General features: G+C 63.6%; 19 protein-coding genes, 1 tRNA gene and 2 pseudogenes. 10 read left to right on the forward strand and 12 right to left on the reverse strand.

Translation table 11 applies throughout. From position 1 onward, the window contains the following. Positions 1–100: 100 nt before the first annotated feature. Positions 101–946 (reverse strand): KPN_02809 family neutral zinc metallopeptidase, encoded by an 846-nt coding sequence (gene ypfJ, locus EYE42_RS10895; RefSeq protein WP_130991354.1) that lies wholly within the window; start codon positions 944–946, stop codon positions 101–103. A gap of 176 nt (positions 947–1,122) precedes the next feature. On the opposite strand from ypfJ, the gene EYE42_RS10900 reads away from it, so the two are divergent. From EYE42_RS10900 to EYE42_RS10910, 3 genes are all read left to right on the forward strand, one after another. Then, the gene (locus EYE42_RS10900; protein WP_130991355.1) at positions 1,123–1,587 is read left to right on the forward strand and encodes a disulfide bond formation protein B; all 465 of its coding nucleotides are present in this window, start codon (positions 1,123–1,125) and stop codon (positions 1,585–1,587) included. A 171-nt stretch (positions 1,588–1,758) separates the two neighbouring features. Continuing rightward, the gene (gene gyrA / locus EYE42_RS10905) at positions 1,759–4,443 is read left to right on the forward strand and encodes a DNA gyrase subunit A (protein ID WP_130991387.1); all 2,685 of its coding nucleotides are present in this window, start codon (positions 1,759–1,761) and stop codon (positions 4,441–4,443) included. A 54-nt stretch (positions 4,444–4,497) separates the two neighbouring features. Further along, on the forward strand, positions 4,498–5,568 hold the full coding sequence (locus tag EYE42_RS10910) for an AI-2E family transporter (RefSeq protein WP_246020738.1): 1,071 nt from the start codon (positions 4,498–4,500) through the stop codon (positions 5,566–5,568). A 6-nt stretch (positions 5,569–5,574) separates the two neighbouring features. On the opposite strand, the gene EYE42_RS10915 is transcribed toward EYE42_RS10910, so the two are convergent. From EYE42_RS10915 to EYE42_RS10930, 4 genes are all read right to left on the reverse strand, one after another. Then, entirely contained in the window at positions 5,575–7,992 is a 2,418-nt protein-coding gene (locus EYE42_RS10915; RefSeq protein WP_130991356.1) for a DUF3772 domain-containing protein, read from the reverse strand. Between the two features lie 5 nt (positions 7,993–7,997). Continuing rightward, positions 7,998–9,029, reverse strand: a complete 1,032-nt coding sequence (locus EYE42_RS10920) for a cysteine synthase A (protein ID WP_130991357.1) — start codon at positions 9,027–9,029, stop codon at positions 7,998–8,000. Between the two features lie 80 nt (positions 9,030–9,109). Beyond that, positions 9,110–10,177, reverse strand: coding sequence for an NUDIX domain-containing protein (locus EYE42_RS10925; protein ID WP_130991358.1), 1,068 nt, complete (start codon positions 10,175–10,177; stop codon positions 9,110–9,112). Beyond that, entirely contained in the window at positions 10,174–11,016 is an 843-nt protein-coding gene (locus EYE42_RS10930) for a DUF2059 domain-containing protein (RefSeq protein WP_130991359.1), read from the reverse strand. The genes EYE42_RS10925 and EYE42_RS10930 overlap by 4 nt, the downstream gene beginning before the upstream one ends. 98 nt (positions 11,017–11,114) lie before the next feature. On the opposite strand from EYE42_RS10930, the gene EYE42_RS10935 reads away from it, so the two are divergent. Further along, positions 11,115–11,204 (forward strand) — tRNA-Ser (locus EYE42_RS10935). Positions 11,205–11,509: 305 nt separating this feature from the next. Here EYE42_RS10935 and EYE42_RS16540 read toward each other — a convergent pair. Beyond that, positions 11,510–11,953, reverse strand: a complete 444-nt coding sequence (locus EYE42_RS16540) for an SDR family oxidoreductase (protein ID WP_342772710.1) — start codon at positions 11,951–11,953, stop codon at positions 11,510–11,512. A gap of 584 nt (positions 11,954–12,537) precedes the next feature. On the opposite strand from EYE42_RS16540, the gene EYE42_RS10945 reads away from it, so the two are divergent. After that, complete coding sequence (locus tag EYE42_RS10945) at positions 12,538–13,830, forward strand: NAD(P)H-dependent oxidoreductase (protein ID WP_130991360.1); 1,293 nt, start codon at positions 12,538–12,540, stop codon at positions 13,828–13,830. A 76-nt stretch (positions 13,831–13,906) separates the two neighbouring features. Here the strand turns inward: EYE42_RS10945 and EYE42_RS10950 are convergent, their stop codons facing one another. Further along, positions 13,907–14,374 carry an Lrp/AsnC family transcriptional regulator gene (locus EYE42_RS10950; RefSeq protein WP_130991361.1) on the reverse strand — a complete coding sequence of 156 codons (468 nt, stop codon included), beginning with the start codon at positions 14,372–14,374 and terminating at the stop codon, positions 13,907–13,909. Positions 14,375–14,495: 121 nt separating this feature from the next. Between EYE42_RS10950 and EYE42_RS10955 the strand changes: the two genes are divergently transcribed. Beyond that, positions 14,496–16,847, forward strand: a complete 2,352-nt coding sequence (locus tag EYE42_RS10955) for a transketolase-like TK C-terminal-containing protein (RefSeq protein ID WP_130991362.1) — start codon at positions 14,496–14,498, stop codon at positions 16,845–16,847. Positions 16,848–16,923: 76 nt separating this feature from the next. Here EYE42_RS10955 and EYE42_RS16575 read toward each other — a convergent pair whose 3' ends face one another. Continuing rightward, positions 16,924–17,295 (reverse strand): integrase core domain-containing protein, encoded by a 372-nt coding sequence (locus EYE42_RS16575; protein WP_165455765.1) that lies wholly within the window; start codon positions 17,293–17,295, stop codon positions 16,924–16,926. Between the two features lie 16 nt (positions 17,296–17,311). On the opposite strand from EYE42_RS16575, the pseudogene EYE42_RS16355 reads away from it, so the two are divergent. Beyond that, positions 17,312–17,578, forward strand: a pseudogene (locus EYE42_RS16355) (IS3 family transposase); the annotation flags it as partial. Between the two features lie 151 nt (positions 17,579–17,729). Here the strand turns inward: EYE42_RS16355 and EYE42_RS10970 are convergent. The 4 genes and pseudogenes from EYE42_RS10970 to urtE all read right to left on the reverse strand — a co-directional run bounded on the left by EYE42_RS10970 (position 17,730) and on the right by urtE (position 19,875). Next, complete coding sequence (locus EYE42_RS10970; RefSeq protein ID WP_130991364.1) at positions 17,730–18,335, reverse strand: ANTAR domain-containing response regulator; 606 nt, start codon at positions 18,333–18,335, stop codon at positions 17,730–17,732. A gap of 36 nt (positions 18,336–18,371) precedes the next feature. After that, positions 18,372–18,659 carry a transporter substrate-binding protein gene (locus EYE42_RS10975; RefSeq protein WP_130991365.1) on the reverse strand — a complete coding sequence of 96 codons (288 nt, stop codon included), beginning with the start codon at positions 18,657–18,659 and terminating at the stop codon, positions 18,372–18,374. Between the two features lies 1 nt (position 18,660). Beyond that, positions 18,661–19,128 (reverse strand): annotated as a pseudogene (locus EYE42_RS10980) (nitrilase-related carbon-nitrogen hydrolase); the annotation flags it as partial. A gap of 51 nt (positions 19,129–19,179) precedes the next feature. Beyond that, on the reverse strand, positions 19,180–19,875 hold the full coding sequence (urtE, locus tag EYE42_RS10985) for an urea ABC transporter ATP-binding subunit UrtE (RefSeq protein WP_130991366.1): 696 nt from the start codon (positions 19,873–19,875) through the stop codon (positions 19,180–19,182). Positions 19,876–19,887: 12 nt separating this feature from the next. Between urtE and EYE42_RS10990 the strand changes: the two genes are divergently transcribed. The 3 genes from EYE42_RS10990 to EYE42_RS11000 are packed head-to-tail and all read left to right on the forward strand — an operon-like array spanning position 19,888 to position 23,404. Continuing rightward, positions 19,888–21,207: an ABC transporter substrate-binding protein gene (locus EYE42_RS10990; RefSeq protein WP_130991367.1), complete on the forward strand. Its 1,320-nt coding sequence runs from the start codon at positions 19,888–19,890 to the stop codon at positions 21,205–21,207. Between the two features lie 2 nt (positions 21,208–21,209). Beyond that, positions 21,210–22,106, forward strand: coding sequence for a metallophosphoesterase family protein (locus tag EYE42_RS10995; RefSeq protein WP_165455767.1), 897 nt, complete (start codon positions 21,210–21,212; stop codon positions 22,104–22,106). A gap of 11 nt (positions 22,107–22,117) precedes the next feature. Continuing rightward, the gene (locus EYE42_RS11000) at positions 22,118–23,404 is read left to right on the forward strand and encodes an alkaline phosphatase family protein (protein ID WP_130991369.1); all 1,287 of its coding nucleotides are present in this window, start codon (positions 22,118–22,120) and stop codon (positions 23,402–23,404) included. Positions 23,405–23,555 lie beyond the last annotated feature (151 nt).

Here is a 23,555-nt window from a genome sequence, read left to right on the forward strand (position 1 = left end):
GCGGGGCTGAGGGCGGGGCCTGGCCGCCGCCAAGGCCGCGGCGCCCAGAATCAGACCGGACAAAATCAACAGCATCGTTCTTCCTTTCGCTGGGGGGCGCCTAGAGACCGGACGCCCGGAAGGTGTCGCACTGGGCCATGTCGCCCGAATCAAAGCCGCGCATCAGCCATTCCCGCCGCTGTTCGGCACTGCCATGGGTAAAGCTGTCAGGGACCGGGGTCCGCCCGGCATTCGCCTGGATCACGTCGTCGCCCACGGCCTCGGCCGCGCGCATGGCTTCTTCCAGATCGCCCTCTTCCAGCACGCCAAAACGCTCCTGTGCCTGACGCGCCCAAATCCCCGCATAGCAGTCGGCCTGCAATTCGGTCAGCACGGAAAGCTGGTTGGATTGCTGCTGGTCCATCTGGCCGCGCAGGCGGTTCACCTCTCCCAGTGTGCCGGTCAGGTTCTGGATATGGTGTCCGACCTCGTGTGCGATCACGTAGGCATAGGCAAAATCGCCGCCGGCCCCCATGCGGCTGGCCATCATGTCAAAGAAATCGGTGTCCAGATACACCCGCTGGTCGCCGGGGCAATAGAACGGACCCATGGCCGAGGATGCGCCGCCACAGGCCGACTGCACCGCGCCCCGGAACAGCACAAGGCGCGGTTCGGCATAGGTGATGCCTGCCTGCTGGGGCAGTACCGGCGCCCAGACCTCCTCGGTATCGGCCAGCACGACCGATACGAATTCGCGCCATTCTTCGTCTTCGGCCGTCATGGGCTGGGACTGGCCCGGCTGGCCCTGATCCAGTTCCCGCACGATGGGGCTGACGTCGATGCCGAAGAAATAGCCGATGGCCAGCACGGCCAGGGTGCCGACGATGCCAAGCCCCCCTGCCCCGGCGGCGCCCATGCCGCGGCGATCCTCGATGTTGCTGCTGCCGCGTCGTCCCCGCCATTGCATGTGCATGACCTCCGTAAAAACCCAAGCCGGGCCTTGGACGAGAACACGCTATACCCACACAGGTTCCCGCGACCGAGCGGCCGCGCAGGTTCACGGCACCGCGACCTGTGCGCGACGGGCTTGACGCAGGCGCCCTGCGGGGGGATGCACGGCCAACCGAACACAAGGGGGACATCATGGACGGACGGACGCTGGCCCTGTTTGCGGGGGCCGGATCGGCGGGACTGCTGATCGCGGCGCTTGGCTTTCAGGCGGTGGGATATGCCCCGTGCGAACTGTGCATCCTGCAACGCTGGCCGCATGTGGCAGCGGTGGCCATCGCCGGACTGATCTGGCTGACGGGCCGCACGCGGGTGCTGGCTGTCCTGGGCATGATCGCCGCAGGCGTTGCCATGGGACTGGCGATTTATCATACCGGGGTGGAAATGAAGCTGTGGGCCGGCCCTTCGCAGTGTTCGGGAACGATCGGTAGCCTTGCAACCATGTCCCCCGCCGAACTGATGGAGCGGCTGCAATCCGCCCCCGTGGTGCGCTGCGACGAGGTGGCGTGGCGTTTTCTCGGCCTGTCGATGGCGGGTTGGAATGCAGTCCTTTCGGCAGGGCTGGCAATGGTCTGGGGCATCGCCGCGCGGCGGGGGTAGAAGGGGGTTTTCCCCGGCAAATCCAGGCCCCGAACATTGCCCCCACAGGACATGTCGCCTATATATAACCCAACACGATGTTGAGGAAATTCCGTGGCCGACACCTCTGACGACGACCTGCCCGACACCCCCGATACGGATAACGAAAGCGCCGCCGTGACGCGCCAGGTGATGCACCACGAAGGCCCTGTCATCGACATCAGCGCCGAGATGCGGACGTCCTATCTGGATTACGCGATGTCGGTGATCGTCAGCCGGGCGATCCCGGATCTGCGCGACGGGTTGAAGCCGGTGCACCGGCGCATCCTTTACGCGATGGACGAATCCGGCAACACGCCCGACAAGGCCTATCGCAAGTCCGCGCGCCCGGTGGGCGACGTGATGGGCAAGTATCACCCGCACGGCGATGCGGCGATCTATGACGCCCTGGTGCGGATGGCGCAGGATTTTTCCATGTCCCTGCCGCTTCTGGACGGCCAGGGCAATTTCGGGTCCATGGACGGCGATCCCCCCGCCGCCATGCGCTATACCGAAGTTCGCATGGACCGGCCCGCGAATTACCTGCTGATGGACATCGACAAGGATACCGTCGATTTCCAGGACAACTATGACGGCAAGGACCGCGAGCCGACGGTCCTGCCCGCGCGTTTTCCCAACATGCTGGTCAACGGAGCAGGCGGCATTGCCGTCGGCATGGCGACCAACATTCCACCGCACAACCTGGGCGAGATCGTGGACGCCACCCTGGCCCTGATCGAAAATCCCGACCTGCCGACCGAGCGCCTGCTGGAGATGGTGCCGGGCCCCGACTTTCCGACCGGCGGCCTGATCCTGGGCCGGTCGGGCGCGCGCAAGGCCTATCTGGAAGGCCGTGGCAGCGTCATCATCCGCGCCAAGACGCATATCGAAGAACCGCGCAAGGACCGTTTCGCCATTGTCGTGGACGAAATCCCCTATCAGGTGAACAAGGCCAGCCTGATCGAACGGATTGCCGAACTTGCCAAGGAAAAACGGGTCGAGGGGATCGCCTCGGTCCAGGACGAATCCGATCGGCAGGGCGTCCGGGTCGTGGTCGAACTGAAGCGCGACGCGACGCCCGACGTGGTGCTGAACCAGTTGTTCCGCTTTACGTCGCTGCAGACCAGCTTTGGCTGCAACATGCTGGCGCTGAACGGCGGGCGGCCCGAGCAACTGACGCTGCGCGATTTCCTGACCTGCTTCATCAGCTTCCGCGAGGAAATCGTCGCCAGGCGTACCGCCTATGAATTGCGCCGTGCCCGCGAACGCAGCCATGTGCTGTGCGGCCTGGCCGTGGCGGTCAGCAACGTTGATGAGGTGGTGGCCACGATCCGGTCGTCGGCCGACGCCGCCGAGGCGCGCGAACGGCTGATGGAACGCCGCTGGCCCGCGCACGAGATCCTGGAATACCTGCGCCTGATCGACGATCCGCTGCATCCGGTCAACGACGACGGCACCTACAACCTGTCCGAAACCCAGGCCCGCGCCATCCTGGAATTGCGCCTGCAACGCCTGACTCAGTTGGGTGTGCAGGAGGTGACGGAAGAACTGAAATCCCTGGCCGATGCCATCCGCGATTACCTGGCGATCCTGGGATCGCGCGACCGGATCATGGGCATCATCAGCAATGAGTTGCGCGAAGTGCGCGACCTGTTCGCCGTGCCCCGCCGCACCGCCATCACCGAATGGTCCGGCGACATGGAGGACGAGGATCTGATCGAGCGCGAGGACATGGTCGTCACCATCACCTCGGGCGGGTATATCAAGCGCACGGCCCTGGCCGAATTCCGCAGCCAGCGGCGCGGCGGCAAGGGCCTGTCGGGGATGGCGACCAAGGAAGACGATGTCGTCACCACCCTGTTCGTCGCCAACACCCATACGGAACTGCTGTTCTTCACGACCGATGGCATGGTCTATCGCCTCAAGACCTGGCGGCTGCCGCTGGGCGGACGGACGGCCAAGGGCAAGGCCATCGTCAATATCCTGCCGATCGAACCCGGTGTATCCATCGCGGCCCTGATGCCCGTCGATGCGCCCGAAGCGGAATGGGATGGCTATCAGGTCGTTTTTGCGACCTCTGACGGGGACGTGCGGCGCAATGCGCTGTCGGATTTCGCCAATGTCCGAGCCAACGGCAAGATTGCCATGAAGCTGCCCGAGGGGGTGCAACTGGTCGGCGTGCGCATGGCGACCGAAGGGGATGACGTAATGCTGGTCACCGCCTTGGGCCGGGCGATCCGGTTCCCCACCACCGATGTCCGGGTGTTCAAGGGCCGCGATTCGACCGGCGTGCGCGGCATCCGGCTGGCCAAGAGCGACTATGTGGTCAGCATGTCCGTGATCCGTCATTTCGAGGCCGATCCCGCCGAGCGCGCTGCCTATCTGAAGATGCGCCGCGCGGTCGCCGGCGCCCTGGACGACGGGGCCGAGGCCGACGAGGACGAGGAGACCGTGGCCGAGGGCAGCATCACCCAGGAACGCTATGTCCAGATGTCGGCGGCCGAGGATCTGATCCTGACCATTACCGCAAAGGGCGCGGGCAAGATCAGTTCCAGCCACGACTATCCGGTGCGCGGACGCGGCGGCCAAGGAGTGATGGCGATGGACAAGGCCATGCGGGGCGGCGGCCTGGTGGCCAGTTTCCCGGTGGATCTGGACGACCAGATCATGCTGGCGACCTCGACCGGGCAGTCGATCCGGGTTCCGGTCGAGGGCATCAGCTTCCGCTCGCGCAGCGCAGGTGGGGTCCGCGTCTTCAGCACCGCACCGGACGAGGAGGTCGTGTCGGTCGCCCGCATTGCCGAACAGGCCGAACCCGAGGGCGCAGCCGACAATTGACAACGGCGGGCTCGGGCATCCATTCGGGCCCTTTCGCGACCACGAGGAACCAGCGTGACTCCATCCAGCGAAGACGTGCTGCGCCAAAGGCTGCAAACCGGGTTCCTGGGCATCATCGCCTTTTCGCTGATCCTGTTCCTGCTGTTCCAGGCGCGCTTCGTCTTGATCTGCCTGGCCATCGCGATCATCCTGTTTTCCCTGACATCGGACGCGATCAACGCGATTTCCATCCGGCTGCGGGTGCCGAACTGGCTGGCGACGACATTGGCCCTGATCGGCATCACGCTGGGCCTGATCTGGCTGTCCACCACCATCATGTCCCAGATCAACGAGGTGGTAGGCCGCGCCATCGCCTATACCGAAAGCGTCCAGATCGCCCTGACCGGGCTGATCGAGCGGTTCGGGCCCGAAGCGCAGACCCGCCTGCTGGCCGCGCTGACCGAATTCAACATCACTGGCTGGCTGCAGTCGCTGGCGGGACAGGCATCGGGACTGCTGTCGGGCAGCCTGCTGGTAATCCTGTTCGTAGGCTTCATGTTCGCCGAGCGGGCCTGGCTGCCGGTCAAGGTCGAGCGGCTGACGGGCGATCCGGCGCAGGCGGCACGGTTGCGGCTGATCGGCGCCTCGATCATGCGGCGGGTGAACCGTTATCTGGTGGTCAAGACATTCGTCAGTGCCCTGACCGCCCTGGCCGTCTGGGCGATCTTTCTGCTGGGCAGGCTGGAACTGGCCGGTGCGGTGGCTTGGCTGACCTTTGTTCTGAACTTCATTCCCAATGTCGGGTCGGTCATCGCCTGGGCCATTACGGTGGCCCTGGCATTTGTTCTGACCGGCGATCCGACGACCACCATCGTCGTCGGCATTGCCTGCATGGCGGTGCATTTCGTGATCGGCAACATTCTCGATCCCATGCTGACCGGCCAGACGCTGCAACTGTCCAGTTTCGGGATCATCCTGTCCTTGGCCTTCTGGGGGGCGATCTGGGGCATTGCCGGGGCTTTTCTGGCAGTGCCGATCATGGTTGCCGTGATGATCGTCTGCTGGCATGTGCCATGGTTGCGGCCCGTGGCGATCCTGCTGTCGCGCGAAGGGCTGGCGGATATCGACACCGCCCCTGCCCGCTGACCGGGATCAGCCTCGCTTTCCGTCACGGATCTCGTTTCCGTCAGGAATCTCGGGCAGCGGCAGAGGAATCTGCGGGTCCGTGGGGGATGTCCGGTCCGGCTCGTCGCCCCCCAGACGCCAGGTGTCGCGCGTGGTGAAGGGCATCCCGATGCCTTCGGCCAGAAATCGCTCGACGATCTGGTGATACACCTCGGACGTGACCCCAAGGCCCGATCCGATGTCCGAGATGACTGCCCGGATCTCGAAATTCAGGCTGTCCACGGTGACGCCCCGGAACAGGACCAGCGGCGCGGGGTCGATGGTGACAAGCGGCTGGTCCTCGATGATCTCGGTCAGGATGCGGGCGACCTTGCGGGTGTCGGAACCATAGCTGACGCCGATCGGGATGATGATCCGGCCCGTCCTGCTTTGCCGGGTCCAGTTCGTCACCGGCTGGCTGATCAGGTCGCTGTTCGGAACGATCACCTGCTGCTTGTCGAAGGTTTCGACCTGCGTCGAGCGGACCGAGATGCGCTTGACGATGCCCTGCTGGCCGCCCGCGCTGATCCAGTCGCCCACGCTGACCGGTCGTTCGATCAGCAGGATGATTCCCGAAACAAAGTTCGACACGATGTTCTGCAACCCAAAGCCGATACCGACCGACAGGGCGCCCGCGACGATGGCCAGCGACGACAGGTCGATGCCTGCCGAGGTGATCGCCAGCATCGCGGCCAGAAAGATGCCGACATAGCCCAGGCCCGACACAACCGCATTCTGCGCGCCCGCATCCAGCCTGGTCTTGGGCAGCACGGAATTGCGCATTGCCCCCTGCACGGCGCGTGTCAGCGAATAACCGACGGCAAAGACCACCAGAAAGGTCAGCACCGCGCCCGGTGACAATCGTATCCCGCCCAGGGTGGTCCCTTGGCGGAAGCGGTTCCAGTATTCGGCAAGCTCGGTAAGCGAGGCCCCCCAGATCAGCAGGAACACCGGGATCGACAGCAATACCAGGGCAAAGCCGATCAACAGCGGCGCAAGCCCGTCCCGCGCGCCTTCCTGGCCACGCTTGAGCATGTTGAACACATCGGCGATGAAATCCTGCAACAGGATCAGCACGCCCAGCATCGCCAGCGTGTTGATCCAAGGCCAGATCGCCAGATTGCCGATGTTGACATAGCCGATGGCCGCAGCCGCCACCGCCACGATGCTGATGATGCGCGTTGCCATTCCGGCCAGGGACAGCACGCGATGGCGATAGCCCCCTGCCCGGTCGCCCTCGGCCTTCAGCTTGCGCAGGATCGAGCCCAGCCTGAACAGCAGGACCGCCGCGACGACGATCAGCACGAAATGCCAGACCACCGCCGCGCCTTCGGCGAAATCCATCGGGACGCGCTGCAAGTGCTGATTGCGTTCGACCAGTCCGGACAGGGGCAGGAAGGCAGCCGAGGCGACATGATGGACCGCAAAGACAATGCCCAGCGTGGCGGTCAGCCAGCGCGCCTTGGTGCGATCCTGGGGGGACATGTTCAGCGTGTCGTAAGCGATCGCCCTGGTTGGAAACAATTGCCTGACCAGCCAGGCGCTTCCGAACAGGATCACGCCCGCGACCGGCAGCGCGAACAGGAAGGGCCGCGTCCAGGGACCGAACACATTGGTGGCCATAAGGGCGCTGATCAGCAGATAGATGCCGATCATCGGCAGCACGATCTGCGCCAGCGAAACGATAAAGGCGACGACGGCCCGCGAATAGTCATGCGCCCGTGCCGACAGGCGCGAGGGAAGGTGATCCACCCAATGCCGACCCAAGGTCAGCAGCAGCAGCGCCGTGACCAGATAGCCCAGGACTTCGGGCAGGCGCGGCCGCAACTGGGTCCAGTTCGCCTGCTGCGCAATGCGCGACCGGGTGTTTTCCACGATCCCGTCGAAAAGCCGCTTGGACTCGGACGCCGCAAGGGCCCAGTTCTGCGGCAGCAGAGGAGATGTCGACAGCCGTGCCAGTTCATTGACCTGACGTTCGGTCAGTTCCTGATCGATGCTGCGGATCAGCGCGTCAGCCCGTTCGAATGCGGCGGTCGCGGTGGCGCGCGGGGCCTGCAATTCGCTCAGTTCCTCCTGGAGATCAGAGCGGCGCGCGGCGATGTCGTCCGGTTCGGTGGCGCCTTCCTCGGGGGCGGGGCCCAGGGCATCAAGCTGAGACTGGACGGCGGCGATCTGGTCGGCGTTGACGTTCCGGCCTTCCTCGAACCGGCGCCGCCAGTCCACGAGATTGCCCCTGATCTGATTCAGTTGCGCCGCCGTGGTGTCATCATTGGCGATCAACCGCTCGCTTTGCGCGGCCATCCGGTCCCATGCATCGTAATCGGGGCCGCCCGCTTGCTGGGCCAGTGCGGACGACATGGCCAGGACGATGACCGCCAAGACAACGGCCAGGAACGCGCGGATCATGGCTCTCAGCCTTCGTAGACTTCGGGAATGGCCGGTGCGTCCCGCGTCAGCCAGCCCGGCACGGGCAGCCCCTTGGCGCGCAGGAAGTCCGGGTTGAACAGCTTGGTCTGATACCGGTTGCCGTAATCGCACAGGATCGTGACGATGGTATGGCCCGGCCCCATGTCGCGCGCCATGCGGATGGCGCCCGCGACGTTGATCCCGGACGACCCGCCCAGGCAGAGCCCCTCGTGTTCCATCAGGTCGAAGACCACTGGCAGGGCCTCGGCGTCCGGGATGCGATAGCTGAAATCGGGGGTAAAGCCTTCCAGGTTGGCGGTGATGCGCCCCTGTCCGATTCCTTCGGTGATCGAGCTTCCGGGCGAGTCGAATTCCCCGGTGGTATAGAATGAATGCAGCGCCGCGCCCTCGGGATCGGCCAGACCCATCTTCACGCCCTTGGCTTGCAGGGCCATGGCAACACCCGCCAACGTGCCGCCCGATCCGACTGCGCAGATGAAGCCATCGACCTTGCCGCCGGTCTGCTCCCAGATCTCGGGGCCGGTGGTTTCCAGATGCGCCTGTCGGTTGGCGATGTTGTCGAACTGGTTGGCCCAGATCGCACCATTGGGTTCGGTGCGCGCCAGGGCCTCGGCCAGCCGCCCTGAATAGCGGACATAGTTGTTGGGATTCTTGTACGGGGCCGCAGGAACCTCGACCAGCGTGGCGCCGGCAAGGCGGAGCATGTCCTTTTTTTCCTGGCTCTGGGTTTCGGGGATCACGATTACCGAACGAAATCCCATCGATGCGCCCACAAGCGCCAGCCCGATACCGGTGTTGCCGGCGGTGCCTTCGACGATGGTGCCGCCAGGACGCAGGTCGCCCCGGGCCACGGCGTCGCGGATGATATACAGCGCGGCGCGGTCCTTGACCGATTGACCCGGGTTCAGGAACTCGGCCTTGCCCAGGATCTCGCAGCCGGTCGCCTCGCTTGCCTTTCGCAGGCGGATCAGGGGGGTATTGCCGATCATGTCGGCCAGGTCAGAGCAGATGCGCATGGTCAGGCAACCTTCCGGTCTTGGATCAGTTCCGCGATACCTACACAACGGGTCTGCCACGGCACAACCCCGCCCAAGGGTCAGGGGTTGTCCAACTGCGCCCTCAGCGTGCCGATGCGCAGTTCCAGCCACAGGGCCAGGGTGGCCAGCGGGCCGTTGGAGAGCTGGCCTTCCAAAGCCATCCGGGTCAGGTCGGCCCGGTCGATCACATGGCCGCGAATGTCCTCGGCCTCGCTTTCCAGGCCATGGATTCCCGCAATGCCGTCGGGCAGATCGGCGACCCCTGCAAACAGGTACAGGTATTCGCCAAAGGCGCCGGGACTGGGATAGCAGTTGATGGCGGGAAACAGCCGGGTCAGGGTCAGACCGGCCTCCTCCTGCGCTTCGCGCCGGGCGGCCTGTTCTACCGTTTCGCCCGCGTCAACCCGACCGGCGACCGTCTCCAGCAGCCATGGCTGGGGATCGCCCCGCAGGAACGGCGGCATGCGGAACTGTTCGATCAGCAGAACCCGGTCGCGCCGAGGGTCCCATGGCAGCACGACCACCGCATCGCCCGACACGAAGGTTTCCCGGCGCATCACGGGCGACATGCCCCCCGCATGGGTGCGATGACGCAGATGCGATACCTGCACCGCGAAATATCCGGCGAAAGGCTCCTCGGCTGCCTCGACCCGCACAGCGTCCGGCCCGCGCAGGGCGACCAGACCGCCGCCCGACGGCGGGCTGCTCCTTCCCCTGAGAACCGATGCCGCCCAGACGCCGATCATCGGCAGCCGCGCGGCAAGGCGATCGGGCGACAGCATGGCCGGCGCCGCAAGGATCTGCCGGGCGATCTCGGCAGCCAGATCAGGAGACGGCGACCCCTCCGCGCCGCCCGATCCCAGCCCCAGGATCAGGTCCGATCCAAAGGGCTGCGGTGTCAGACCCATGACGCGGGCATAGCGGTCCAGTGCCTTGTTGGGAACGACGCGGCGGGCAGCGATGATCCCCTGCCCCATCGTCAAGCGGGGCCAGCCATCGCGGTCGATGCCGGCCCTGGCGCCCCCGGCAAGGCGGCCCGCCAAGGCGACCGCATCCCCGGTCAGACCCAAAGCGTCCAGCATCGAATCTTCGGCCAGAACGCCGACCAGCAGCCAGGTGCCGTTCACAACGGACGCGCCCTGATTTCGATGGCCGCGGCCACCCCCATGTCGCGGGACACCTGCAGGAACGCCGTATCGAAACCCGCCAGCATCAGCCGCGCGATGGCCCGTCCGCCCGGCGATCCGGCAAAGGCAATGGCCGTTTCAAGCTGCGCATCCGTCAGGGGCGCATAGGCCAGGAACAGATACGCTCCGATCCAGTCCTGCGCATCGGCCCGCAACTGCGGTTCGCGCGCCCAGGCATCGGTCAGGATTTCCTCTTGCGTCATCGGCATGGGCAGCCCCCCGGCGCCTTGAAAAGCCTGCGCGAACGCAATCGCGGCGTTCAATCCGCTGGCCACGTTCGGTTCGACCAGATCGGCAGTGTCGATCAGTCGCGCGATCAGTTCGGCCCTGTGGGTGCCGTCCTGCTGTGCCCTGGCAAAGGCAGCCCGCGCCGCATCCTCGACCGCTTCGTTCAGCATCGCGCGGCGGGCGACGATTTCCAGCTCCAGCAGCCGCTGCCCCAGATCGCCGCGATAGAAATCAAGTCCCGCCTGGAGGTCACGCAGGTCTGTCCCGGCAAGCGCAGCCGTCATTCCCGCGACAAACAGAACCCTGAGACGCGCCGGATCATGAATCGCCGCCACGATCTCTGCCCACCGGTCCGTTTCCCCGCCTGGAAACAGGGTTTCACCCATAAGGGCGCCTTCGGCCACGGCCTCGTCCCGGATAAGCGGCGCCAGATCATCCAGCCGCATGGTATCCCAGACCAGTCGCGCAACCTGCGGAAACGGCATCCGGGGTTGCGCGGCCACGGGTCCGCACAGACCAATCATCAGGCAAAGGCAGAGCAGGCGCAGCATCGGGCATCCATCCTAGTCGTCACGCCGGCCTTTTTTCGCCAAAACCACTTGCGCTTCAAGCCCCGCCCCTCTAAATCCCCGCCTCACCACCCAAGCGCGGAGAGGTGCCGGAGTGGTCGAACGGGGCGGTCTCGAAAACCGTTGAGCCTGCAAGGGTTCCGTGGGTTCGAATCCCACCCTCTCCGCCACACTCAGATACTGAATCCGTCCATCGGCCCTGATTGGACCATTTTTTCTTTTTTTTCCAACGGGCGTTGGCAGGGCTATCTGCCCTTCGGAGACTGGGCGCTTGACGCAGAATGGGTCTCCGAATAGCCCGCCTCTCTCGTCGAGGGCCCGTTGATGGTCACGGGACGGCGAGAAACATCCTTGTAATTCCATTGGGTTGCCGTGTTCACGGATTCGGCCCGTTCGCGAAAAAATCCGGTGACAGAGACCGACACGAAGGCGCAGGGCAGTCAGAAGGGCGGCTTCGTGGCGGCCGACCCCCACGTCAGGCGGCAGCGTTCGAAGCGAACCAAGACCCTGCGGAAAGTCTCTGATGACAAACAGACTTCGTGCCCATAGCCTGGCGCAATGTCGAACAGGGCGTGGACGGATGAAGAGAACGACCTGATCGTCGCGGATTACGGTAACGAACTGCATATTCGCCCCAACGGGCAGGCTGGGCCATTTGAAGTACCGTGTCGGCCACGACCGAAACACCCATCACTGGTTCGGGTCTGATCGACCTGTCGGCCTGCATGACCCCCTGCTTCAGGCTCGCGGTCCACTTAGTGAGGGCGTTTCCGATATCGATTTGTCCGCAAGCAATGTTGAAAGGTCGCCCGTCCAGTGAGATTGTCCGGGTGATACCGGTGACTGCGTGTTTAGAAGCGGTATAGGCGATCGATCCGGGCCGTGGAGCATAGACCGATATCGAGCCGTTGTTGATAATCCGACCGGCCTGCGGGGCGCGGAGTTCTCATCCGCGCGAAGGCAGCGCGGGCAAAGTTGAATACGCCGATAACATTGACGTTTATGACCGCGCGAAATTCGTCAGGGTTGATTTCGTCCAGCGTCGCCGAGGAGAGGCCCCGCCAGCATTATTAAAAAAGCGCGTTGATCCGTCCCCAAGCTGCGACTGCGCGGTCGAAGGCTAGATCAACCGCTGCGGCATCTGTCCCGTCACAGGACAGGACCAGTACTGCTGCCGCACCTGCCGCGCGCGCTGCCAACTTGTCCTGTCAGCGGCCAAGAAGCCCTCCGCGCCAGCCTGCGTTCAGGAAGCGACGGGCGGTGGCACGACCAATACCACTGTCCGCGCCGGTAATGATGATAGACTTGGAGTGTTCACGGGATGCTCCTTTACAGGGAAAGTCAGCGTGGCAGATGGATCCGGCGCTGCCTAGGCGGGAGGCCGCGAAAGCGCCTGAAGCTGAGGGTGTTCTGGCAAGGGCAAATGCCGGTGCGCACTTGCTCTTGTTATTGGCGCATAGCATCAATGGAAGGAACAGTTCTGCAGGAACGGAGCGGACAGACATGAATCTCTCACGACTGGCCGCCGAACGTGCGGCCGCAGGACGCCCTGTCCGCGTGGCGCTTATCGGAGCCGGGAAGTTTGGCTCGATGTTCCTGTCGCAGGTTCCCACGGTTGCCGGGCTTGAGGTCGCGGTGATCGCGGATCTGAACCCCGACAACGCGCGTGCGGCGTGCCGTGCCGTCGGCTGGGACGATGAGCGGATCAGCGCCACGCGGTTCACCGATGACGGGAGCGACGCCGCGCGGGCCGAAGTCGATGTGGTGATCGAGGCGACAGGCAATCCCGAAGCGGGAATCCAGCATGCGGAAGCGGCCATTGCGGCGCGCCGGCATGTCGTGCTTGTCAATGTCGAGGCCGATGTGCTGGCCGGGCCGGAGTTGGCTGCGCAGGCGCGCGCGGCGAATGTGGTCTGTTCGATGGCCTATGGTGACCAGCCCGCACTGGTCAGCGAGATGGTGGACTGGGCCCGCGCCGCGGGCTTCGAGGTCGCCGCCGCCGGCAAGGGCACCAAATATCTGCCCGGCTACCATCAGGTCACGCCTGACGATGTCTGGCAGCATTACGGCCTGACCTCTGCAGAGGCACACGCGGCGGGGATGAACCCGCAAATGTTCAACTCGTTTCTCGATGGCACCAAATCCGCCATCGAGGCTGCGGCCATATCCAATGCCTGCGGGCTCAACTTGTCCGACAAGGGCCTGGCCTTTCCCCCGTGCGGCGTGGACGATCTGGCGCATGTGCTGCGCCCTCGCGATGTGGGGGGCCATCTCGACGGCGATGGCATGGTGGAAGTTGTCTCCTCGCTCGAACGCGACGGGCGCGCGGTCTTCCGGGATCTGCGTTGGGGAGTCTACGTGGTGCTGCGCGCACCCAATGACTATGCCGCTGGGTGCTTCCGCCAATACGGCCTGCCTACGGACAGCAGCGGACGCTATGCGGCGATGTACAAGCCCTTCCACCTGATCGGTCTGGAATTGTCGATTTCGGTCCTTTCGGTCGCCCTGCGCGGCGAAGCCACGGGGCAGACCCGGGAATGGCGCGGCGACGCCGTCGCGGTGGCCAAACGCCCGCTGCGCAAAGGCGAGAGGCTTGATGGCGAGGGAGGCTGGACCGTCTACGGACAGGCCGTGCCAGCCGCACGCAGCCGGGCCGAGGCGCTGCTGCCCATCGGGCTGGCGCATGATGTCCTGCTATTGCGCGACATCGCTGCGGGAGAGGTGCTTCACATGGCCGACGTTGCTCTCGACCCGGCACGACGCGGTGTGGCACTTCGCCAAGCCATGCTTGCCTGAATAACCAGAACAGGATTGTCGCCAGACAAACAGACTCGGATGACGCAAGCAAGCATAGCGGCCTCGGCCGCCGGTCCTACAGCATCCGAGACCGCCCGGCCTTGACCCTTCGCAGCGGGATTGACGATTCAATGGCTGCGACGACCTTGATCCGGGTCAGTTGCTGCACCAGGAAGATCTCGAATTCGCGCATGCTGCGCGTCACGACCCGCAGGAGATAGTCGCGGTTGCCGGTCATGAGCCAGCAATCCACGACCTCCGGCAGGGTTTCGATTGCAGCCTCGAAAACCGCAAGGGCCTCGTCGATCTGCCGGTCGAGCCGGACGGATACGAAGACGGACACGCCAAAACCCAGCTTTTCCTCGTCTATCAGCGCGGCGAAGCCGGTAACGATACCGCTGGATTCGAGGCGCTTCAGCCTGCGGGCGACCGGCGTCGGGCTAAGCCTGGACTCGACGCTGAGCGCATGGATGGACATCCGCCCGTCGCGCGAAAGGGCGCGGAGGATTCGCAGGTCGAATTCGTCGATCGTAGGGTTTTCCATCGCCAAAGCCCGATCCCTGAGAGACTTCCGCTATAGCCCCTCCTTTCACGATAGCAAGTCGCAATGAAACGCCTTGGCGTCGGTGCTAGTCTGGCGTGAACATTTAAATCCGGGGAGTCGCATGTCCGCATCGCATCTGAAGACCGTCGAGCAGCGCCTGCTGTGGTTGTCGCACTGGACGATTCACAATGCCAATCATCTCAGGCCCAAGGTTGACGGGATCAAGATCGGCGGCCACCAGGCGTCCTCGGCGTCGATGGTGTCGATCATGACGGCCCTCTACTTTTCCGCGCTGCGCCCCGAGGACCGGGTGGCCGTCAAACCCCATGCCTCGCCCGTGTTCCACGCGATCCACTACCTGATGGGGAACCAGACCCGCGAGAACCTGCAGAACTTCCGCGGCTTGGGGGGCGCGCAAAGCTATCCCTCCCGTACCAAGGACATTGACGACGTCGACTTTTCCACCGGCTCCGTGGGGTTGGGCGTGGCAATCACGTCCTTTGCCTCGATCGTGCAGGATTACGTGGCGGCCAAGCCGTGGGGCGCCGGTCGGCCGTTGGGGCGGATGGTGGCGCTGGTGGGCGATGCCGAACTTGACGAGGGTAATATCTATGAGGCCCTGCAGGAAGGCTGGAAGAACGACCTGCGCAACACCTGGTGGATCATCGATTACAACCGGCAGTCGCTGGACGGCATCGTGCGCGAGGGCCTGTTCGGGCGGATCGAGAAGATCTTCGATGCGTTCGGATGGGATGTCGTGCGGGTCAAGTACGGCGCCCTCCAGCGCGCCGCGTTTGCCGAACCGGGCGGTGCGGCGCTGCGCGACTGGATCGACCGCTGTCCGAACCAGGAATATGCGGCGCTGACCTATATGGGCGGGGCCAGGTGGCGCGCCCGACTGATGCAGGATCTGGGCGATCAGGGCGAGGTGTCGGCGCTCATCGACCGGCGCGACGATCCTGCCCTGGCGGCGCTGATGGAAAACCTTGGCGGCAACTGCGTGCAGACGATGGCCGAAGCCTTTGCCGCCGTCGATCACGACCGGCCGACCTGTTTTCTGGCCTACACGATCAAGGGCTGGGGGACGCCGATCGCCGGGCACAAGGACAACCATGGCGGCCTGATGACCAAGGCGCAGATGCAGGACTGGCAAACCCGGATGGGCGTCCCGCCGGGGCAGGAATGGGATCGCCTTGCAGCCGTCACGGATCCGGCCGGACTGCAGGAATTCCTGGACAAGGTGCCCTTCTTTTCCCGCGGCAAGCGGCTTTATCACGACGATCGGATCGCCGTGCCCGACCTGCCGGCCCCGCCGGAGCAGGAGATCTCGACCCAGGCGGCCTTTGGGAAAATTCTCGATTCGCTTGCAAAGGGAAGCAGCGATCTGTCCGCCCGCATCCTCACCACGTCGCCCGACGTGACCGGCACGACAAGCCTTGGGCCTTGGGTGAACCGCCGCAAGCTGTTTGCCCGCCAAGCACAGGCGGATGCGTTCATTGAACACCGCATCCCCTCGACCGCCCGCTGGGACTTCGCGCCGGAGGGGCAGCATATCGAACTGGGCATCGCCGAAATGAACCTGTTCCTGCTGCTGGGCGCGGCGGGGCTAAGCCACAGCCTGTTCGGAAAACGCCTTTTCCCGATCGGGACGGTCTACGATCCCTTCGTCGCGCGCGGCCTCGATGCGCTCAACTATGCCTGTTACCAAGATGCACGGTTCATGATTGTCGGGACGCCCTCCGGGATCACGCTCGCCCCCGAGGGGGGCGCGCACCAGTCGATCGGCACGCCGCTGATCGGACTGGCCCAAGACGGTCTTGCCGCTTTCGAACCCGCCTTCGCGGACGAGCTGGCGGTGATCATGACCTGGGCCTTCGACTATCTGCAGCGCAGCGGCGATGGCACCCCGGACGAACGGACATGGCTGCGCGACGAGGCCGGCGGTTCGGTTTATCTGCGCCTGAGTACGAACCCGATCGAGCAGCCGGGCCGCCGCGTCGACGACGCGTTCCGACAGGGGGCGGTCGACGGCGCCTACTGGCTGCGCCGGCCAGGCCCGAATTGCGATGTGGTGATAGCATACCAAGGCGCTGTCGCACCCGAGGCCATTCGCGCCGCAGGAGCGCTGTCGCAAAACCGGCGCGACGTGGGCGTTCTGGCGGTGACCTCGGCGGACAGGCTCAACGCGGGCTGGACGGCCGCACAGCGGGCGAGGGCGCGCGGCAATCGCGCGGCCGAAGCCCATATCGAGACGCTTCTGCGACCATTGCCTGCGCATTGCGCCCTGATCACCGTGATAGACGGTCATCCCGCGACGCTGTCATGGCTGGGCAGCGTGGCCGGCCATCGCACCATCCCGCTGGGCGTGGATCATTTCGGGCAAACCGGAACGATCGCCGATCTCTACGCCCATTTTGGCATCGACGCAGGCACCATCACCGCCATGGCCCTGGGACTGACGGAGGGACGCTGACGCCAATGTCTGACGCGGTCTCTCATCTGAGTCCTGTATCTGACGGGCTTGGCGCCATTCGAAAGGTTCTATGACGTCAGCGCCGAGTGCCTTGGGATAGCTCTGGCCCGCTAGGTGGCAGGTCAAATTGAATCGCGTTGTGCTCAAAGGGTGGTTCGCGCGTCTCACAGTGACGTTGCCCCCAACTTTTATCCAGCGTGAGCGAGACTCCGGGTTTGAGTTTTGCCTGTTTGGGGGGTTGGGCAACGGGGGCTTCCGCGGAGGGGGTTGGCGCGGAGCTTTTTGGGTTGCGCAGCGTCAGGCCCCGTTGCGGGGTGAAGGTCTGGCCGAACTCGGAAGGCCTCTGCCAGCCGAGGCGCGAGTGCAGGCGTTCGGTGTTGTCGTCTTTCCGCCAGGCCGCGAGCGTGGCGCGGACGTGGTTCAGGGACGGGAACAGGGCCTCGTTCAAAAGCTCGTCGCACAGGGTCCGCCAGGCGTGTGGGGCCCTGCATTTTGATCCGTCGAGCTACCATTACAAATCCTGCCGAACCGGGCAGGCCTCTTTAGTACTGAGGATTAGGGAGATCTACCAAACGCGGGTGCGATACGGATACCGGCGCATTCACGTCTTGCTGCGACGGGAAGGTTGGCGGGTGAACATCAAGAAAACCCGCAGAATTTACAACGAGATGGGCTTTCCGTTGCGCAACAAGCATCCGAAGCGACGGGTCAATGACCTCCTGCCGCATGATCATAACGGAGTTGGCGCCTTCGATGCGACCTTGGCTAGATCCTCCTTTCCATGAATAGCACAGAAAGAAGGTTAACTAGACGTGTTGAATGATAGAGAGCGGAGGACCTTATTTTCCACGTGCCAGATTGGCGTTGTGCGCGGCCAAGTTCTCACTTTCGGACTTTGAGATTGTTCAGGAGACCGTCCGCATAGATAATTGCAGTTGCAATCTCAACGGTAGAGGACCGCCGCGTCATTGCGTGGCTTCGGATAACTTTGTAGGCTTCCTGTTCGTCGATACCGTGATGACGCATCAGAATGAACTTAGCTTCAGTGATGGTCTGAATCTGCTCCAGCTTCTGACGCAGCTTTTCCTCCGTCTTGAGCGCCTCTTGCCGCATCTGCCATGTGCGCCGAGCCATCAACAAGTTGCTCAAAACCCCAAAGGCGCGCAACGGCTTGCTCAGCACAGCGTGCACGTCGAGTTCCAGAATTCCTGCCAGCACCGACGGGTTTTCATAGGCGATAATGCCAACAAGTGTAGGTTTCTGTTCGGGACGAGAAGACAATATCTTTGCCAGCGCAGGAGAGATCGACTCTTTGATCTCAACGAAGATGACATCCAAGGGAGGGAGTTGCACTTCAGGAGGTGGCCAAAGAGTTTCGACATTGCAGCCGATGCGGTTGATCTGCTGGATCAAGTCGTCTGCGTCGGCATCCCGGGGATGCAGCACAAGGACGTTTAGGTTGCGGAGACTGCCAATCAGATCCGTCATCTGATGGCTTTCCTGCGCGTGACGTGAGAAATGTTCCTACCCCCTGCGCTTTTTGATCTCTATCTTTCGTAGCCTAAATATCCGGTCGTTCAAATCAGGAAGGACGAGATAGGGGTCAGGCTTTATCGGTCGGACCACCTCGCGCAGTACAACGAAGTCGCCGGCTTCATCGACCCTGCCGATCCGAGAATGCAGATAGGTATGGTTGTTGTCAGGATCGATTTTCACCTGCCCCTGCGGTGCGTTAAAGGTTGCGCCCAGCAGGGCTTCGCGCAGCTGTACAATGTCTAAACAGCGCACCTTCTCAAGTGCCGCCGCGAGCATATGGCCCTTCGGCAACGCTAGTGGATCCGCCGGGATACCAGCCCTCGATCGGACACCAAGGCAGAATTTTGCGATAGGTCGAGACAATCTCGCCCTTGTTGTTCATTAGGATCAGAGTGTTGTAGGGCGGCTTGCGGGGATGGTCCTCGTGCCGTTCGCCGGTGAGCGAGAAGATGCCCCAGACATTCGCTTTGCGGCAGGCGCGCGCCAATACTTCGGTTTCTTCACCGGGTATACTGACGGCCGTATCATACATTTCCTTCTCGTCATACATGATGCCCTGGAGCGAGTATTCGGGGAATACCACCAAATCCATCCCCGGCAAGCCCTGCTTCATGCCAACCACCATGTCCGAAATCTTGTTGGCGTTCGCCAGAACCTCGTCCTTGGTGTGCAGACGGGGCATCTTGTAGTTGACAACCGCAACACCGACGGTGCTCGGGCTGGATGAAATGTCTCCGTGTCTCATTCGGCTTTCTCCTCTCTGGTTGGATTAGGGCAGGTAGAGTGACCCCTCTGCTTAGAAAGTCAGGTAGCGTTCTGCGATATCGTCGGTCAGGTCGGCACCGGCGCCTGCAATCACGACCCGGCCCTTATCGATCACCAGGAACCGGTCCGATACCTCGCGTGCGAATGGCACGTTTTGTTCGACGAGGATCACAGTCAAGCCGAGTTCTCGATTCAGCCGCACGATGATGTCGTGGATTTGCTTGACGATATTGGGCTGGATTCCTTCGGTAGGTTCGTCCAGGATCAGGATCTTAGGGTCCATAGCCAAGGCTCGGGCAATGGCAAGCTGCTGCTGCTGGCCACCTGACAAATCGCCGCCTCGACGGTCCAAAAAGTCTCGCAGGATTGGAAACAGTTCGAACACCAGATCGGGCATGCCACGCTTGCCGTCGCGACGGGCATAGGTCCCCATTATGATATTCTCGCGCACCGTCAGCCGGGGGATGATATGGCGCCCCTGTGGGATATAGCCGATACCCAGCATCGCACGGTCGGGCGTCCGCATCCGTGCGATTTCGGTTCCTTCGATGGTCAGGCTGCCATCGAGACGGTCGGTTAGCCCCATGAAGCTGCGCATAAGCGTGGTCTTGCCTACGCCGTTGCGCCCCAAGACAGTTAGGAGCTGGCCCTTCTCAAGCAAGAAGCTGATATCTTGCAGGACCGGACTCTTCCCATAGTAGGAATACAGGTTTTTCGCCTCAAGCATGATCGATCCTCAATGTCCCAGGTAGACAGCCTTACGGGGCGGGTCCTGTTCTCGGGTCAGGACCTGCTTCAAACCCCGGACGCGCAGATGAAGAAGATCCGGGGCGGGCGCATCGGTTTGATTCCGCAGGACCCCGGTAGCGCATTGAACCCGATGATGCGGGTGGGCACCCAGATCGCTGAGGCCCTGCGGCTGCACCGCGGTCTGGCGGGCCAGGCGGCGCGGGCCGCAGCGCGGCGTTTGCTGGATCAGGTGGGAATTCCCGATGCCGCGAACCGGCTGAACCGCTATCCCTTCGAATTCTCGGGCGGCCAGAAACAGCGCCTGATGATCGCTATCGCCTTGGCAGGCGAGCCCGATCTGCTGATCGCCGATGAACCGACGACGGCACTGGACGTGACGATCCAGGCGCAGATACTGGACCTACTGGCTCAGGTTCAGCGCGACACTGGCATGGCGATGGTGCTGATCAGCCATGACCTTGGCGTCATTTCGCAGACCTGCCGGCGCGTCGCCGTCATGTATGCGGGGCGTGTCGTCGAGGTCGCCTCGTCCGCCGCGCTGTTCCGCGATCCCGCGCATCCCTATGCGCGCGGGCTGGCCAACAGCCACACCCTGATCTTCGACAACCGCGATCCGGTCCTGGCTGACCGACGCATCCGGCAGGCCCTGTCCTTCGCCATCGACCGCCAGAAGCTGGTCGATACTCTTTGGCTGGGCTTGGCCAAGGTTCCCGCCAGCCACAATTACCCCGAATTCGGCCAGATGTATGTCGAGGGCCGCTCACTGCCCTTCGATCCCGAAAAAGCCAAGATGCTGCTGCAGGAGGCGGGCTATGCTGGCCAGCCAATCATCTATCGCAGCCAGCCGGCCTATTACACCAACGCCCTCGAAGCGGCGCAGGTGATGATCGAGATGTGGAAGGCCGTCGGCCTCAACGCCTCGCTTCAAGTGGTCGAGACCAGCGCCCAGATGCGCGAGGAAGGAAATTCGCAGATCTCCAACTGGTCGAATTCGACCCGCCTGCCCGACCCGCTAGGCGCGCTCTGGGTGTCCTGGGGGCCGGGCGGCGAGGTCCAGTCGACGGACATCTGGTCGCCCGAATCGCGCGAAGCCTTCAATGCCGCCGGTATGGCGCTTGAGGCCGAAACCGATCCGGCCAAGCGCAAGGCGCTGTTCGTGACCATGCTGGACGAATGGGAAAAGGAAGTGCCCGGCACGATCCTCTACCAGCCCTTCGAGGCCTATGCGATCCGCCGGTCGATCCAGTGGCGGCCAACCACCTTCTACTTCATGGACCTGCGTCCCGACAATCTGACTTTTGGGGCCTGACAGTGGCATCGGCCAGTTCGCAGCGTCCGCTTGAGATCGTTCAGGTATCCGATACGCACCTGTCTCAGAGCCATGCTTGGTTCACGGCGAACTGGCCGGTGTTCCTTGACGAGATGCGGGCGCAGACACCCGATCTGATCGTCAACTCGGGGGATCTGTCGTTCAACGGGCCGGACAACCCCGAGGATCTGTCCTTCGCGCGGGCGGCGCATGACGCCCTGCCCGCGCCTTGGCGCGCCGTTGCGGGCAATCACGACGTGGGCGAGGCGCCGGGTGCCTCGCGCCTGAACCAGCAGGTCGATGACCGTCGCCTTGCGGCCTGGCGCACCCATGTCGGGCCGTCTTGGTGGGTCCATGACCTTGAACGCGACAGTCTGGGCCTGCGCCTGATCGGGCTTGATACCGCGCTGATGGGCTCGGGCCATCCGGATGAGGCCCGGCAGGCCGCGTTCGTCGAGGCGGTGTTGGCCGATCGCGCCGGCCGACCGGTGCTGGTCTTCCTGCATCTGCCGCCATTTACCGCGGATCCCGAGGATCGGGCCATCACAACACAGTGCCTGATGTTCGATCGCCGCCGCTGGCTTCTGAATTGCTGCAGGACGGGCGGCGTGCTGGCAATCGCGGCCGGCCATATTCATCGACACAGCGTGGCTGAATGGGACGGGATGGCGGTCGTGACCGCGCCCGCCACCTCGTTCGTCAACGTGCCCGACGGTCCCGTGTCTGCCATGCGCCCCTTGCGCACCGGCTATCTGCTCTGGAGCTATGATGGGATCAATCTGCGTCACAGCGTGATCCGACCGCGCCTGTTCCTGTCGACCGACGCCAGCAACTGGACCGAGGCTGACCGCACCACCACAACCCTTCCGCCGCGCCCCCTTGCCGCGGCCCTGTTCTGAGGACCGACCCCATGACCCATCCGATAGCCGTCATCGTGATCTGCGATGGCAATCGTCCCGATTTCATCACCGATGCGACCACGCCCACGATGGCCGCGCTGCGCCGTGCAGGCGCCTGGCACGACAATCACCGCGGCATCTTTCCCTCGGCCACCCGCGCCTCCTCGGCCTCGATCGCCACGGGCAGCTTTCCGTTGGCACACGGCCTGCGCGGCAATGCGGTCGCCCTGCCGGTGCCGGGCGGGTTCGAATACCACAATGCCGGCAAGCCCGAGTTCTTTGACACCTATCGCGCTCACTACGGCCGCATGCTGTCCCGTCCTGCGATGTCTGAGCGGGTGGCGGGGCTAGGGACCGCGCTGATTGCCTCGAACGTCTCGCCGGGGGCGGCGTTCTTCCATGACAGCTATAGCCACGCCCAAATGCTGCACCGCCACGAAAGCTATGCGCCCGGTCGTAGCGCGATGCCCCCCTTGCCCGCGACACCGGGCCATGCCGGGGACCGTGTTGTGACCGAGGCATTCATCGCCGTCCTGCTAGAGCGTCGTCCCCCCGTGGCCACGCTCTGGCTGTCCGAGCCGGATGTGTCGATGCACGCAGCGCCGCTGGGATCGGATCTGCACCTTCAGGCGCTGGCGCAGGCGGATACGCTTGTAGCGCAGGTTGCCGAAGCGGTGGGCCGCTTGCGCGACGCGGGGCACGACGTGCTGTTCATGCTCGGTTCTGATCATGGCCATGAATCCGTGACCGAGGTGGTGCCGGTAGAGCGGCGTCTGTTCGAGGCCGGGTTCAAGGCCGACTTGGACAGCCCCGAACTGATAGTGGTGCCGCAGGGCTGCTCGGCCTTCATCCACTTCGCCGGTCCCGCACTTGCCCGCAAGGCCGAGGTCGGTGACTGGCTGCGAGAGCGAGACTGGGTTGAAGAGGTGATAGAGGGCGAGGATTTGCCCAAACTCGGCCAGATCCCCGGAGCCGACGTCATCGCCATCGACATGGCCAAGATCGATGATACCAATATAAAAGGCGTGCGTGGCCTTTCCGCGATGGCCACCCGATTCAACGAGGACGAGGACGCTGTGCGTACGCATTGCGGCATGCATGGTGGCCGAGGCTATTACGAAAGTCGTCCCGTACTGCTAGCCGTCGGCGGGGCCTTTGAGGCTGGCTCGATCCACAAGGGGCAAACATCGATCACCGACATCGCCCCGACGGTCATGGCGCATTTGGGCTTGCCAGTCGACGGCATGGACGGTCGCGCCCTGCAACCACGCGTCGCTCTCGCCATGGAAAGTGCCTGACATGCGGTCCATCATCTTCGATCTTGACAGAGAGCTGGTGGACAGCGCATCCGACCTGTTGCCTGCAGCGATTTGGTGGTTTTCGCGCAGTAGTCTGAAAGGTAATGATTTTTTCCGTGCATAGCATGTCGTATTTCGAGAATTCAACCGG

This window comes from Paracoccus subflavus, from assembly GCF_004310345.1.
Classification (GTDB): Bacteria; Pseudomonadota; Alphaproteobacteria; order Rhodobacterales; family Rhodobacteraceae; genus Paracoccus; species Paracoccus subflavus.

Excerpts from the sequence above, each read along its gene's own strand:
- EYE42_RS10990 (WP_130991367.1), top strand. The coding sequence starts at position 19,888 with ATGTCCCAGGTAGACAGCCTTACGGGGCGGGTCCTGTTCTCGGGTCAG.
- gyrA (WP_130991387.1), top strand. The coding sequence starts at position 1,759 with ATGCACCACGAAGGCCCTGTCATCGACATCAGCGCCGAGATGCGGACG.
- urtE (WP_130991366.1), bottom strand. The coding sequence starts at position 19,875 with ATGCTTGAGGCGAAAAACCTGTATTCCTACTATGGGAAGAGTCCGGTC.
- EYE42_RS10955 (WP_130991362.1), top strand. The coding sequence starts at position 14,496 with ATGTCCGCATCGCATCTGAAGACCGTCGAGCAGCGCCTGCTGTGGTTG.
- ypfJ (WP_130991354.1), bottom strand. The coding sequence starts at position 946 with ATGCAATGGCGGGGACGACGCGGCAGCAGCAACATCGAGGATCGCCGC.
- EYE42_RS10930 (WP_130991359.1), bottom strand. The coding sequence starts at position 11,016 with ATGCTGCGCCTGCTCTGCCTTTGCCTGATGATTGGTCTGTGCGGACCC.
- EYE42_RS10950 (WP_130991361.1), bottom strand. The coding sequence starts at position 14,374 with ATGGAAAACCCTACGATCGACGAATTCGACCTGCGAATCCTCCGCGCC.
- EYE42_RS11000 (WP_130991369.1), top strand. The coding sequence starts at position 22,118 with ATGACCCATCCGATAGCCGTCATCGTGATCTGCGATGGCAATCGTCCC.
- EYE42_RS10920 (WP_130991357.1), bottom strand. The coding sequence starts at position 9,029 with ATGCGCATCTGCTCTGACCTGGCCGACATGATCGGCAATACCCCCCTG.
- EYE42_RS10900 (WP_130991355.1), top strand. The coding sequence starts at position 1,123 with ATGGACGGACGGACGCTGGCCCTGTTTGCGGGGGCCGGATCGGCGGGA.
- EYE42_RS10975 (WP_130991365.1), bottom strand. The coding sequence starts at position 18,659 with ATGCTCGCGGCGGCACTTGAGAAGGTGCGCTGTTTAGACATTGTACAG.
- EYE42_RS10970 (WP_130991364.1), bottom strand. The coding sequence starts at position 18,335 with ATGACGGATCTGATTGGCAGTCTCCGCAACCTAAACGTCCTTGTGCTG.
- EYE42_RS10915 (WP_130991356.1), bottom strand. The coding sequence starts at position 7,992 with ATGATCCGCGCGTTCCTGGCCGTTGTCTTGGCGGTCATCGTCCTGGCC.
- EYE42_RS10945 (WP_130991360.1), top strand. The coding sequence starts at position 12,538 with ATGAATCTCTCACGACTGGCCGCCGAACGTGCGGCCGCAGGACGCCCT.